Here is a 13,307-nt window from a genome sequence, read left to right as displayed (position 1 = left end):
TATTTTCCTTTAATAAAGATACTCTTGATCAAGATTTAAAGTTGTGCTTTTCATAGGATATTCAAATTTAAGTACTGAATTATGTCCTAGAATTTTGATTTTATCATCTTTTATTCTAAGGGCTGATCCTTCTGGTATAGCGTAAATTGTTTCTTTAGGATTGGCAATAAGAAATTCTTCCAAGCGTTCTTCGCGGCTTTCTCCATTATGTCCTTGAATTTTTCCACTGATAAAATGAGGATTGATTTGATGAGGAAAGAGATTGAGCGCATCAAAGCTTTTAGGCATAATAATAGGCATATCATTGGTTGTTTTTATGCTTTTTCCTGCTATATTAGAACCTGCACTCCAACCTATATAGCACGCTCCTTCTTTGATACGTTGAGTTAAACAATTTAGAAGATCATATTTGTAAAGTTTATATAAAAGCATAAAAGTATTTCCGCCACCTACTAAGATAACTTTGGCTTTTGAAATAGCTTCTTGGGGATTATTAGAATGATGAATTGAGATAATATTTTCTTTATTTAAACTTTCTTTTACTTTTTTTTCATATTCTTCGTTAGTTCTTCTTACTCCAGCATAAGGGATAAATAAGATTGGATCTTGTTTAACATCGCATTCTTCTAAAAAATTTTCTATAAGATTTTTAGCATGAGTTAAATAACCCGTTTCTTTGTAGCTTGAACTGCTTAAAAGTAAAATATTTAACATAAGAATTTCCTTTTTAAGATAATTTTTTGGCAATTATATCAAAAATCATTGTTTTTAAAAAAATATATTGTTTTAAAATTTTTACTTTATTTATAATTTAAATAAAAAATTAATTCTTAATTTACCTAAAAAGGTAAATTAATTAAGAGGAGTAGCTTCTACTATAGCAGGGGTAAAGAACATTAATTGAGATGGATCGATAAAAAATCCAGGACCAATGATACATTTTTTAATTCCTATGCGTTTTTCTAAAGCAACTTGAGGATTATAAAAAGTTGACATACATTCAACCCCGCCTAAAACTAAAGAACGAATTTGCAAAGCTGAACTTGTTGTAGGCATGATAGAAAAAACAGTTTCTAATTTTTCATCTTCTAAATCTTTTTTACAAGATTTAGCATCAAAAAAGCCACTTTCTAAGATGGCTAAGCAAATATCATCATCATTTGGATTAACAAATTGTACATATCCAAAAGGAAGTTTATCGGCTAAAGTGTCTTTTGCTTTTAATTTATCGCTTAAGATAATCTCTCTTAAAACCCAATTTTGATCAGTTAAATCTTGCGAACTTTCTCTAAAAACACTGACTGAAATACCTGTATCTAGTGACCTTATTGCAAACATAGGTGTGTAATCAGGTAAGTCTCCTTTGGGTTCAATACCAAAAGCTAAGCTCATTAATGCGGCACATAAAATTAAAATTTTTTTCATTTAAAACCTCCTAAAATTTACCGGAAAATGATCAGAAGCTAAAAAACTTCTAATACCTGCTAAAGCTAAAACAGCTGTAATTAAAGGAGGTCTATAAGCAGCAGCTTGGTTAGAGTTTCCTGTTACAGCATAATCAATTGTATTGCCTGAAGTTTGAGTAAAAGAAGGTGGATATACTACATTGATACGTCTTCTTAAATCAGCATCTAGTAAAGGGGTTAGTTGATCAGGATTGCGATTAAAATCTCCCATAATCATCCAATTAATATCAGGCATATTTCTAAAATGCATATCTACAGCTGTTACTATAGCACCAGCGTCATTCCCACCCCTAGCTAAAGCATGGATACTAAAAAAAGCATCATTGCCTATTCTAATTCCTATAATAGGTCGTGAGGCTACTGTTGGCGGAGGCAAAACGATGACTTCATCAGCTCTTATTCTACTAACTATGGCCATATTTACTCGATTGGCGCCAACATCTACTCTTGAATAGTAAATATAAGCAATATTTGGACGTGATAAAGAACCTAAATTCCACTCATATTCATGTATAGGAATTCCAACGCCTACGGGTTGGACTTGTCTTGTGGTCATAATAGCTGTTGCTGGCAAAACACCAGCTTCTTGTATGGCAACTATATCTAAAGGATTATCTCCAGTAACAAGCTGTCTTACACTGATATTCCATTTGCTTTCAGTTGAGGCTGAAGAACCTTGCATATTCCATGTTCCTGTAGAGTAATTCTCTAAAGCTGCAAAAACAAAACTAATATTAATAGCCAAGAATAAGATAATTTTTTTCATAATTGCTCCTTAAGATAAGGCGAATTTGTTCCATAAGCAGGAGTTGTAATATACCATTGTTTATCTAAAGTTGTTTCACCAGCCTTAGCACAATTTTGCAAAAAGATTTGATAAGAATCAAGATTAAATTCATGCATAACATCTTTTACAGGGGTTTGTATGCATTGTTCTGTGCCAAGATTTTTAATCTGATAAGCTCCATTGCTCATAGGAATGAGTTTCCAAAATTGTGCTTGATTGCTTTGGTCGCAAGGATAATGAACTATACCACTACCATAAGCATTTAAACAAGTATTTGTTTTGGCATTTTTAATCATAACAATATCATTAGTAAATTCAATCAATTGCCATACTCTAGCATCTTCTAATTTTCTACTATTATATAGACTATAGCCCCATATCCAATTTCCTGGATTAATTCCCCATACAGTAAGTGCTGCTCCATTAGGATTCATAATGGTTACAAAATCACTCGTATAGCTAATACCTCCTACAGCTGAAACATCGTTAAAATCTCCATTTGATTTTAATCTTGGTCTTGGAGTTTGAGTTGAATTTGCATCAGCAGAATCAAAACGAATGACAGGTGGCACTAAAGGTATATCTGGAAATTTTTCTCCTTCAACTAAACTAGGAGTATCTTGCTTGGCTGGTTTAGTTGGCTCTTGACCTATTTTTAAAGGATCATTATCATACATATCTCCATAAGAGCGTCCTAGAGGATTGAGTTCTTTAGTCGAACAAGCCGAAAATATTACAGCAAAAACTAGAAAAAATAAACTATATTTAATTTTTTTCATAGGCAATATCCTTAATTTTGATATTTAATATCATAACATATATTTACAAATATTTACAAATAATTTAATTAAAAATTTAAGTAAATATTAATTAAAGTAATAAAAATTATTATTTTTTGAATATAATTTCATCTTACTTTTAAAAATAAATGCTATATTTAAAATTTTTAATTCTTCAGTCTAAATTCTAAAGGGTTTAACTATGAAAGAAATTCTTATTACTAATGATGATGGATATGAAAGTAAGGGTTTAAAAAAACTTGTTGCAATGCTAAAAAAGGAATTTAAAGCAAAAATAACTGTAGTAGCACCATCAAGCGAAAAATCAGCCTGTTCTCACTCCATTACTTTGGTAAGACCTCTTCAATTTGTAAAGGTAAAAAAAAGATTTTATAAACTTGATGATGGAACTCCAGCTGATTGTATTTATTTGGCTTTACATGCTTTTTATAAAAAGAAATTGCCTGATCTTGTCATTAGTGGTATCAATAAAGGAGCAAATGTAGGAGAGGATATTACATATTCTGGGACTTGTGCGGGTGCTATGGAGGCTGTTTTGCAAGGAGTTCCTGCTATTGCTTTTTCGCAATTTTATAAAAATCATGAAAAGATAGATTATGAAAATGCATTAAAAATAATTAAAAAACTTGTAAAAAAAATTTTTAATCAAGGGTTTCCTTTGGATAAAAAAGAATTTCTTAATGTGAATTTTCCTTCTTCAAAAATTAAATTTAAAGGAATTAAAATCGCTAAAGTGGGAAAAAGAATTTATAATTATAAAGCCCATTGCAATACCAATCCAAGAGGAAAAAAATATTTTTGGCTTGCAAGTGCTAATTTGGATTTTGAGGAAGAAAAAAAATCTGATATTGCTCTTTTAAAAAAGGGTTATGCAACAATTACACCAATAATGCTTGATTTAACAGCTTATAAAAAATTAAAACAAACAAAAAAATGGCTTAAGGAAAAGTAATGTATGATAGATTTACACGTATTAAATGGTTAATTACAGAAGAAAATTTAGACAAAATTTTAAAAACCAAAGTTTTAGTTTGTGGTCTTGGAGGAGTTGGCGGAATTTGTGTTGATGCGTTATTTAGAAGTGGTTTTACAAATCTTACTTTAATCGATGGAGATTGTTTTGAGGTTACAAATCAAAACCGTCAAATTCATAGCGAACATATAGGCGAGGAAAAAGCAAAAGTTTTTGAAAAAATTTATAAAGCACGGGGTATTGTAGCAAGAATTGATCAAGAATTTCTTGATCAATTTGATTTAAGTTCTTTTGATCTTATCATTGATGCAATTGATGATATTCCGGCTAAAGTAGCTTTAGCAAATTCGATTGATTTTGAAAAACAAATTTTTATTTCTTCTACAGGTGGAGCAAGAAAGCTTGATCCTACTCGTATTAAAACGACAAGTATTTTTAAAACTTATGGTGATGCTTTAGCAAAAAAATTTCGTTATGAACTTAGAAAATCAGGTTTTAATAAAGATTTTGATGTAGTTTTTTCAGATGAGGTGCCTTGTTGTAAAGATCTTGGTTCTTTTATGGGGGTTACAGCTTCTTTTGGTTTAGCTTTAGCTTCTTTAGCGCTTAAAAAAGTTATAGATAAAAAATGATAAGAATATTTATTTTATTCTTACTTTTTCAAAATTTTATTTTTGCTAAGAATTTGCCAGATTTTTTTAAAGGACAAAATCTTAGCGGAGTGATGATTTTTTATGATGGTAAAAATTTTTATAGCAATGATTTTTTAAAAGCCAAAGAACGTTTTTCTCCAGCTTCAACTTTTAAAATTTTTAATGCTTTAATCGCTTTAAATTCCCATGTAGTTAAAGATACAAGCGAAGTATTTTATCATTATGAGGGTGAAAAAGTTTTTTTGCCCTCGTGGGCACAAGATGCGAATTTAACTTCAGCCATAAAAAGATCTCAGGTTCCTGCCTTTAAAGAACTTGCAAGAAAAATAGGCAAGGTAAAAATGCAAGAAAATTTAAACAAGCTTAATTATGGTAATAAAAAAATTTCTAAAATAGATACCTTTTGGCTTGATAATGCTTTACAAATTTCAGCCAAAGAACAAGCGGTTTTACTTTTTAAACTTGCTAATTTAAAACTTCCTTATTCTAAAAAAATTCAAGAAGAAGTTATTAAAATGATTGAATTAAAACAAAATGATGATTTTATTCTCTATGGTAAAACAGGGTTTAATGATAATATCGCTTGGGTTGTGGGATTTGTTTATTTAAAAAAAGTTCATTCTTATTGTTCTTTTGCTCTTAATGTAAAAATTTCAAATTTTAAAGATTTGTATAAAAGAGAAGAAATTTTAAACCAATATTTAAATAAAATTTTTTAAGCTAATCTATACCTTAAATAAGGCATAGGATAATATTTATTTTTGAAAATACAAAATTATTTGGATAAAATAAACCAATTAAAAAGGTTTGTTATGTATGAAATTATTTATTATAATAATAAAATTATTAAATTTATAAACAATCTTGAGCCAAATTATAAAGAAAAAGCTTATAAAATGATACAAGAATTAGCCATAAACGGCAACAAGCTCGATGAACAACACAGCAAAACAAGATGTGATGATATTTTTAAGATCAGGTTAAAAACTCCAAGGCATTCGATCAGAATTTTTTATGCTTTTGAAACGAAATTATTTATTTTACATGCTTATGCTAAAAAAGACAATGCGACTAAAAATAAAGATCTTGAAATTTGTGTTAAGAGATTAAAAGATATTAAAAGAATGCTTGCTTAGCTATTCTTTTAAAAATCCATACTCATAAATTTTTGGCTCTATTTTTTTAGCTAGGGTGTTTAAAGATTCGTTGAGTTGGCTAAGTAAAAATTTATAGTGTTCATCTTTTGCTTTAGCAGGAGTATTCATCTTGCCTTTTTCATCCCTACCTTGAAAGAATTCTTTGATATCATAAAATGAAGCATTGATTAGATAGTTTTTATCTTCGCTGTGCGTGTGATAGTATTTAAAAAGTTCTTTTCCCGCTTTTAAAAGTTCTTTGGCTTGGGGGCTAAATTCTATCTTTGCTAACTCATCACCAAATAAAGAATTCTCATCTTTGATTTTGCCATTTATAAATTTATACATAAAATCACTTTCAAAAGCTTCTTTTGTGATGTTTAATTCTTTTTCGCTAAAAGGGATGAAGTGATTTGTCCCTTCTTTTGAGCTTATTTTATTTTGCCCATGAAAAAGCATAAAAGCTAGACAATCACTTTTAAATTCATCATCTTTATCGTATAGTTTATTTGGATACAAAAACTGATCTCTATCGTTTATCCAAGTAGCTGCTATAGCGTGACGCACTGAAAAATATATACTCATAGGTAAGATATTATTACGAGTAATCAATGTAAAAATTTTTTTCTTGATATCGTTACTAGTTAAATTATTTGTAAAAAATACTCCTACATTATTTTGAAAATCAGAACCTATCATTCTTAAAAATCCTATATTTTCACTTTCCTTGTCATAAAAATTTCTAAGCCATTCAATCATATATTTATTTTTTGGAAATAAAACTTTTTTGCCTAAAAAATTTCCATTTTCATTAAATACGTCAAGTTTTATTTTTTTAATTTCTTCTTTTTTGCTCATATCCCATATCAAAAACCCTATAGGAAAATTTCCTTTTACATTATCAAAAGTATAAGCAGGCACTATAAAGCCTTTTAAAAACTTAGCTTTAAAAATTTCTCTAAATTTATTAGATTGTTGAGCATTTATATATTTTAATGTAGAAAAGCTAGCCAGTATAGCTCCTTCAATCTCACAATAAATTCTTATAAAAAATTGCATAAACAATTCTTTTGTTGCTCCACCTAATTTAGAACTATATTTATCATAAATCATACTATCAGATACAGCTGTTTTATTTTTACCTGTGTTATTTCTAGTTGAAGTTGTGCTAGCCTCCGCATAAGGTGGATTGATAAAGATTATTAGTTTTTTGCGCTTGTTTTCATCCTTTAAAATCTCTTGCAAATTTAAAGGTAATTTTGATTTTTGGATAATTTTACCCTTATCATCCACTTCATCAAAGAATTCATCATTTAAAAAGTCAAACTCAAAAACATGATTTTCAAATAAATTCGCTCCATTTTTTATACGCTCATGTATTACATCGATATCGGCTTTATCAAGAGTGGAGCAAAAAATATTTTTTTTATTTGTAAAATTGGCGAGTAAATTTCCAGTTCCACCAGCTAAATCCCATATATAATACTCATCTTCATAATCTTCCCCAAAAGTTTTTGATAGATATTCACAAGCCTTATCTACCCAAATTCTAGGAGTAAAAAACGCTCCCTTTCGCTCTCTTATATCTTGATCGACAAGCAAATCTCTACGTTTTATAATATAATCCCAAAATTCTTCTCTTGGCGGACGCTCATAAATAGCCCAAAATTCTTTATGGGCTTTTTGATGGTCTTTAAATCCTGTTTTTTCGGCGATGATAGAGCCTAATTCTGTCTTTTTTTCATTAAATTCATAATAATCTTTTTTCAAAACAGCAAAAAGCTTTTTAACTATGCTAACATTATCTTTTGATAATAAATCAGCCAAATAAAAATCAGCGTCGATTATCCCGCTTTTTTTAGCCAAATCCCAGTCTATACTGATACTATCTTTTACACTTTTGCTCCATTTATAATATATACTTACAAAATTGTTTTTATCGATTTTAAATTTACTTATATTTTCGCTTGTGAGATTTTCTTTGATAAAGGCTTTTAATTCTTCATCATTTTTTTCATAGTAAAAAATTTGTGCTTCATCTAAAATAGTGTTAAGTTGCTTTAAAAGTTTTAAAAATTGTTCGCTTTTGTGATTACTTGGCGTAACGCTAAAATCTATATCATTTTGATAAAAAACTTCTTGAATTTTTATAAAAGGTAAAAAAGCCATTTTAATGCCATCAAAGGCACAAAGTAAATTTGGGGTTTGTTCTGTGTAAAATTTATATTTTCCTATGGTGAGTATAAGCTGTATGAAGGATTTTTTTATATCGCTTTCTCCTTTTTTTGCTTCAGCCCAAAGTAAATTAATCTCGCCTAAATTTTTATGTTTGTAAGTTATGGTAAAATCGATTTTGGAACCAGAATAACTAAATTTTGTAAAATAGGTATCTTTGATTTTGCTTTTTAAAGGTTCTTCGCTTAAATGGATAAAATTCATTGTTTTTCTCTCTAAAATATTTATGAAATTATATTAATAATACTTAAAAAAATTATTTAATTTTCCCTACAATGATAGGATTAAAAGCTTTTATGGAAAGTAAAAGCGTATCGCCGATTTTTACATCTTGATAATCTTTTAAAAACTCTTCTTCGCTAAGTGTGATTTTAACGATATCTTGATTTAAAAGTAGGGTAAAAATGATCAAAATATCGCTTTTTTTAACTTCAAGCAAGGTTGCATTTAAGCGTAATTTAGCACTTAAATTTGCTTGTGTAAAAAATTCATTTTTGATTAAATTTTTAATGATTTTGCCATTTTGAATTTCTATGATTTTATGGCTTAGTTTGTAAATTTCAGCTATATCATGGCTTACGAGTAAGGTTGTGATTTTAAAATGATGTAAAATTTTTGCAAGTTCATCTTGTAAATTCATACGCATTTTAAAATCTAAAGCGCTTAAAGGTTCATCTAAAAGTAAAATTTTAGGTTCTCTTATTAAGGCTCTTGCTAAAGCGACTCTTTGAGCTTGTCCGCCTGAAAGTTCTTTAGGATACGCTTTGGCTAATTCTTTTAAATTCATAAGTTCTAAAAATTCATTGATTTTTGTTTCGTTTTTGTTTGCATAACTTAAATTTTCTTTGACATTCATATTAGGAAATAAGGCATAATCTTGAAACATAAAGCCTATTTTTCTTTTTTGTATGCTTAGATTGATATTTTTCTTACTATCAAACCAAATTTCATTATCTACTTCTAAGTATCCGCAATTTGGTTTGATTAGTCCTGCTATGATTTTAAGCAAGGTTGTCTTTCCAGCTCCACTTTCTCCAAAAATAGCTGTGATTTCTCCTTGATTGATTTGGGTTTTAAATTCAAATTCTTTAGAATTGATTTGATGTTTTAGATCAAGCTTTAGCATTAAAATTCCTAAAAATTTAACTTTTTATTGACAAAATATAAACTTAAGAGTATGGCAAAAGAAAGAATGAAAAGCGTAAAAGCGTATTGATGTGCTAGGGTATAATTTAAGGTTTCAAGTTCATCATAAATTGCAATACTAGCGACTAAAGTTTCTCCTTGTTTGTGTCCGCCTATCATCATTACAACTCCAAATTCTCCCATAGTGTGAGCAAAACTCATTGCACAAGCTGAAAAGATACCTGCTTTACAATTGGGCAAAATGACTCTAAAAAGAGTAGTTATTTTGCTTTTGCCTAAAGTATAAGAGGCGTATAAGAGATTTTGATTGATTGATGAAAAAGCACTTTGTAAAGGATTTATCATAAAGGGTAGAGAAAAAATGATAGAAGCAAAAACGAGTCCTTCAAAGGTAAAAACTAAAGAAAGGTGAAAATATTTTTGCAAAAATTCTCCTAAAAAAGTATTGGTTGAAAAAGCAATCAAAAGATAAAAACCTAAAACACTAGGAGGTAAAACCAAAGGCAAATTGATACAAGTTTGCAATAAAGCTTTAAAAGGAAAGCGAGTAAAGCTTAAAATATAAGCTAAAAAAACACCTATAAAAAAAAGTATAAAAGTGGTAATAAAAGCTAGTTTAAGAGTTAAAAAAAGTGTTTGCAAAAAAGAAGGATCAAGCATAATTGGTCCTTAAAATAATATCATTTGATTTAATAAAACAAAGCCATTCTTGTTCGAGAGAAAGTTTCAGTTCCAAAGCTTTTTCCTTGGTGATCAAGCTAGAAATTTTTTGATCGTGGAATTTGAAAAATACATGATACAAAAGCTTTCCTTCTTTGATTTTTGAAATTTTTGCTTTAAAAGAATTTTCTACACTTAAACTAGAATTTAAGGTAGCAAAGCAAAGCTCATGTTCTTTAAAAAGCATCTGAATTTCTTGATCTAATTTAAGTTCTTTAAAGGGGCTAAGCATTAAAACTTGAAAAATTTCATCTTCGCAATTTATTTTTACAAGTATTAAATCATCTTGATAGATGAGATCACAAACCTTACCTTTTAAGATATTCATGGAGTATCAAATCCATATTTTTTAAAAATTTCCCTTGCTTTAGCTGAACTAATAAAATCACTAAATTCAAAGGCTAGTTTTTTATTTTTGGCGTATTTTGTGATTACAAAACTTTGTTTTAATGGGGTGAAATATTTTGGATCGATAATACTTGCTTTACCTTTAGGATGGTTGATAGGAGAAACTAAAGAATAAGCTACAATACCAAGTTCAGATGCTTTAGAATCAACATATAAAACTGGCTGAGCAATGTTATCTCCTAGGATAATTTTATTTTTTAAACTTTCACCTAGATCAAGTTTTTCTAAAATTTCTTTAGCAGCAACTCCATAAGGAGCGATTTTTGGATTTGCTACGCTTAGATGATTGATTTTTGTTAAATTTTTTTTAAGATTTTCAAGATGGATTAAATTCGGGTCTAAGCTATATAAGGCTAAAACACCCAAAGCATAAATTTTTGGTTTTTCTAAAGCGTTTTGATCTTGAAAAATTGCCTCAGCGTATTTAGCATCAGCTGAAAAAAATAAATCAAATTTTCGCCCTTGCTTTAAAAGTTGGTAATATTTGCCAGAAGCGCCAAAAATCATTTCTATGGTATCATTTGGGTGAGTTTTTAAAAATTCATCTTTAATTGCACTCATAGCCTTTGAGGCTGAAGAAGCAACAAAAATACTAAGATTTTCTGCTTTAAGGCATAAAAATAAAAACATACAAAAAAATAATATTTTTTTCATGAGTAATCCTTCCTATCGAAATTTGCTAGGATTATAACAAAATAATTTTTATACTTTTTTTACATAAATAAAAATAGGATGATAGGTGAGTTTGTTTTGAAATTTTTTTTCATAGTCTTTTAAAAAAGTTTTCGTTAAGGTATGATGGCCTAAAGAATTTACCCCACTTAGTTTTAAATGCCTAAAAACTTCTAAAGGACTTTCAAATTCTAAAGTGATAAAATCTTCTTCTATAAGGATTTCAAAAAAATGCTCTTGTAAGATTTTTTTTATTTCAAAAAGAGAAAGATATTTCAAAGAAAAGCCTGTGCTTTTTGTGATTTGTTCTAAATTTTTTTCGCCAAAAGTGGATAAAAGCAAAATACCTTTTGTATCAAGCATATTTGCAAGAGTAGGAAGTATTTTTTTAAAATTAAGCCATTGTAAGGTTGCATTTGAGGCGATAAGATCGAATTTTTGAGTGCTTAAAGGATGCTGAGCTATATCATTCATATCAAAAATTTCTACTTTATCTTGAGATTTATAATCTAAAATATCATTTAAAATGTATTTTTTAAAGATGATTTTCTTTTTTAATTTTCGTGTGAATTCTCCTTGTGCACAACCAAATTCAAAGACTTGATCAAAAAATTTATTTGCAGGGATTTTTTCGCAAAGTCTATCTCCCATCCAATTTTGCACTTTTGCAGCTTTTTCATAGCTTGATTTGGCTTTTAAAAAATTCAAAACTCATCCCAAGAATGAAAGTGAAAAAAAGCAAAATGAGGTTCATTTAAAAAAATTAAATTTTCAAAGCTTTTTTTTAAAGCATTTTGTGGAAAAATTTCATCTTGATTACTTGAGTAAATTTTATCCCAAGTTAAATAATCTTTTTGTTCTTTTAAAGCAAAATTAAAAAGCGTATTAAGTTCATTTTTTAAAGTATTTTCATCTTTAAAGATAAAATTTTTAGTTTTTTCTTTATGATTTTTAAATAAAGAGCTTTTAAAATTTTCTAAATTAAATTTTTTCATAGTTTTACTAAAAAGTGTAGGATGGATACCTTTTTCTTTATCTATGCCTAAGTTGGTTCCATTGAGGGCAATTTTTTGATCAAAATCATATTCTTTTAAAAGATAATTAGCAAGACAAACTCCCATAGAAAAAGCTATTAATTTAATTTTTGAAAAAGCTTTAAAATCGAATTTAAAATCTAAATTTTCAAAATCATAAAACAATACAACATTTTTTTCACTTTTTAAGTGTGAAAAATGGCTCGGATGACTTGCAAAACCTCCAAAAACAATAATAAGTTCATCGCAATTTAGATTTTTACATAAAAAAGTATTTTTCATAATAACTCCAAAATTTGCTCAAGATCATTTTGATCAAGTCCTGCATGTAAAGAAAAGCGAATTCTGGCTGTATTTTTGGGCACAGTAGGTTCTTTGATTGCTGGAGCAAAGATGCCACCTTTTTCTAAAATTTGAGCTATCGCTAAAGCTTTTTTATTATCTCCTAAAATCAAGGAAATAATATAAGAATCCCCTAAAATTTGCAGATTTTTTTCTTGGAGTTTATCTTTTAAAAATTGACTTAGATGATATAAATTTTCTCTTTTATTTTGAAATTTTGCCATATTTTTAAAAATAAAAAGTGTAAAAGCAACATTGATAGGAGGTAAAGCTGTAGAATAGATAAAAGCACGTGCTTTATTGATGAAAAAATCTTTATATTTTTTAGCACAAATCATACAAGCACCCATTGAAGCAACAGCTTTTCCAAAGGTAAAAACTAAAAAATCAATTTCGTTTTCTAAACCAAGGGATTTTGCAAATCCTAAACCCTTTTTATCAAAACATCCAACACTATGAGCTTCATCAATATAAAGTTTTATTTTTGAATAATTTTTTTTAAGTTCAACAAGAGCTTTTAAATCGCTAAAATCTCCATCCATACTAAATAAAGCTTCGCTAAGTATGATGATATTTTCATATTTCTCATAATGTTTTTGGATCAAAGATACTAAATGATCTAAATCATTGTGTTTATAACGGAAAAAATCAGCCCCATTAAGTCTTAATCCATCAATCATACTCGCATGGATCAATTTATCAGCCAAAAAAAGAGTTTTATTTAAGCTTGAAAGTGCGGCTATGCAGGATAAATTTAAATGATACCCGCTGTTAAAATGAAGTATTCCTTTATCTTTAAAATCGGCTTTTAAATAATCTTCTAATTCTTCATAAATTCCAAAATTTCCACTTAAGCTTCTTGAACTTGAGCTTGAAAAATAGTTATATTCTTTTTTTAAATTGCTTAAAAATTCTTCTTTTAATTCTTCATCATA

At 28.3% G+C, this 13,307-nt stretch carries 16 protein-coding genes; 4 read left to right on the top strand and 12 right to left on the bottom strand.

Annotation, left to right across the window (positions count from 1 at the left end; translation table 11 throughout):
* Nucleotides 1-9: 9 nt before the first annotated feature.
* The 4 genes from pepE to ACD570_RS00065 form a co-directional block, all read right to left on the bottom strand.
* Nucleotides 10-714, bottom strand: a complete 705-nt coding sequence (pepE, locus tag ACD570_RS00080; RefSeq protein WP_239820333.1) for a dipeptidase PepE — start codon at nucleotides 712-714, stop codon at nucleotides 10-12.
* Between the two features lie 138 nt (nucleotides 715-852).
* Entirely contained in the window at nucleotides 853-1,425 is a 573-nt protein-coding gene (locus tag ACD570_RS00075; RefSeq protein ID WP_200281357.1) for a cytolethal distending toxin subunit A, read from the bottom strand.
* Nucleotides 1,426-2,232 (bottom strand): cytolethal distending toxin subunit B family protein, encoded by an 807-nt coding sequence (locus tag ACD570_RS00070; RefSeq protein ID WP_417904290.1) that lies wholly within the window; start codon nucleotides 2,230-2,232, stop codon nucleotides 1,426-1,428.
* The gene (locus ACD570_RS00065; protein WP_417904289.1) at nucleotides 2,229-3,032 is read right to left on the bottom strand and encodes an RICIN domain-containing protein; all 804 of its coding nucleotides are present in this window, start codon (nucleotides 3,030-3,032) and stop codon (nucleotides 2,229-2,231) included. The genes ACD570_RS00070 and ACD570_RS00065 overlap by 4 nt, the downstream gene beginning before the upstream one ends.
* A gap of 202 nt (nucleotides 3,033-3,234) precedes the next feature.
* Between ACD570_RS00065 and surE the strand changes: the two genes are divergently transcribed.
* The 4 genes from surE (at nucleotide 3,235) to ACD570_RS00045 (ending at nucleotide 5,815) form a co-directional block, all read left to right on the top strand.
* Nucleotides 3,235-4,005, top strand: coding sequence for a 5'/3'-nucleotidase SurE (gene surE / locus ACD570_RS00060; RefSeq protein ID WP_200281367.1), 771 nt, complete (start codon nucleotides 3,235-3,237; stop codon nucleotides 4,003-4,005).
* A complete protein-coding gene (locus ACD570_RS00055) occupies nucleotides 4,005-4,658 on the top strand; it encodes a ThiF family adenylyltransferase (RefSeq protein ID WP_200281370.1) in 654 nt (217 codons plus the stop codon). Before surE ends, ACD570_RS00055 begins: the two co-directional genes overlap by 1 nt.
* Nucleotides 4,655-5,398 (top strand): class D beta-lactamase, encoded by a 744-nt coding sequence (blaOXA, locus tag ACD570_RS00050; RefSeq protein ID WP_417904288.1) that lies wholly within the window; start codon nucleotides 4,655-4,657, stop codon nucleotides 5,396-5,398. The genes ACD570_RS00055 and blaOXA overlap by 4 nt, the downstream gene beginning before the upstream one ends.
* A gap of 93 nt (nucleotides 5,399-5,491) precedes the next feature.
* On the top strand, nucleotides 5,492-5,815 hold the full coding sequence (locus tag ACD570_RS00045) for a type II toxin-antitoxin system RelE/ParE family toxin (protein ID WP_200281373.1): 324 nt from the start codon (nucleotides 5,492-5,494) through the stop codon (nucleotides 5,813-5,815).
* On the opposite strand, the gene ACD570_RS00040 is transcribed toward ACD570_RS00045, so the two are convergent.
* The 8 genes from ACD570_RS00040 to ACD570_RS00005 form a co-directional block, all read right to left on the bottom strand.
* A complete protein-coding gene (locus ACD570_RS00040) occupies nucleotides 5,816-8,254 on the bottom strand; it encodes a hypothetical protein (RefSeq protein WP_417904287.1) in 2,439 nt (812 codons plus the stop codon). It abuts the gene before it with no gap.
* A 52-nt stretch (nucleotides 8,255-8,306) separates the two neighbouring features.
* Nucleotides 8,307-9,176, bottom strand: coding sequence for a sulfate/molybdate ABC transporter ATP-binding protein (locus ACD570_RS00035; RefSeq protein WP_239820339.1), 870 nt, complete (start codon nucleotides 9,174-9,176; stop codon nucleotides 8,307-8,309).
* 8 nt (nucleotides 9,177-9,184) lie between these two features.
* Complete coding sequence (modB, locus tag ACD570_RS00030; RefSeq protein ID WP_417904286.1) at nucleotides 9,185-9,856, bottom strand: molybdate ABC transporter permease subunit; 672 nt, start codon at nucleotides 9,854-9,856, stop codon at nucleotides 9,185-9,187.
* Nucleotides 9,849-10,244 carry a TOBE domain-containing protein gene (locus tag ACD570_RS00025; protein ID WP_337206878.1) on the bottom strand — a complete coding sequence of 132 codons (396 nt, stop codon included), beginning with the start codon at nucleotides 10,242-10,244 and terminating at the stop codon, nucleotides 9,849-9,851. Before ACD570_RS00025 ends, modB begins: the two co-directional genes overlap by 8 nt.
* Nucleotides 10,241-10,978, bottom strand: coding sequence for a molybdate ABC transporter substrate-binding protein (gene modA / locus ACD570_RS00020; RefSeq protein WP_200281391.1), 738 nt, complete (start codon nucleotides 10,976-10,978; stop codon nucleotides 10,241-10,243). The genes ACD570_RS00025 and modA overlap by 4 nt, the downstream gene beginning before the upstream one ends.
* A 48-nt stretch (nucleotides 10,979-11,026) precedes the next feature.
* The gene (gene bioC / locus ACD570_RS00015) at nucleotides 11,027-11,704 is read right to left on the bottom strand and encodes a malonyl-ACP O-methyltransferase BioC (protein WP_337208981.1); all 678 of its coding nucleotides are present in this window, start codon (nucleotides 11,702-11,704) and stop codon (nucleotides 11,027-11,029) included.
* Complete coding sequence (locus tag ACD570_RS00010; protein WP_417904285.1) at nucleotides 11,701-12,312, bottom strand: pimeloyl-ACP methyl esterase BioG family protein; 612 nt, start codon at nucleotides 12,310-12,312, stop codon at nucleotides 11,701-11,703. The genes bioC and ACD570_RS00010 overlap by 4 nt, the downstream gene beginning before the upstream one ends.
* On the bottom strand, nucleotides 12,309-13,307 hold a 999-nt coding region (locus tag ACD570_RS00005; RefSeq protein WP_417904445.1), incomplete at its 5' end, for an aminotransferase class I/II-fold pyridoxal phosphate-dependent enzyme. The genes ACD570_RS00010 and ACD570_RS00005, both read right to left, overlap by 4 nt.

The organism is Campylobacter sp. LH-2024 (genome assembly GCF_048270605.1).
In the GTDB taxonomy this organism is placed as follows: domain Bacteria; phylum Campylobacterota; class Campylobacteria; order Campylobacterales; family Campylobacteraceae; genus Campylobacter_D; species Campylobacter_D molothri.
The sequence above is the reverse complement of the archived record's forward strand: the minus strand, read 5'-3'. Positions and strand labels throughout refer to the sequence as shown.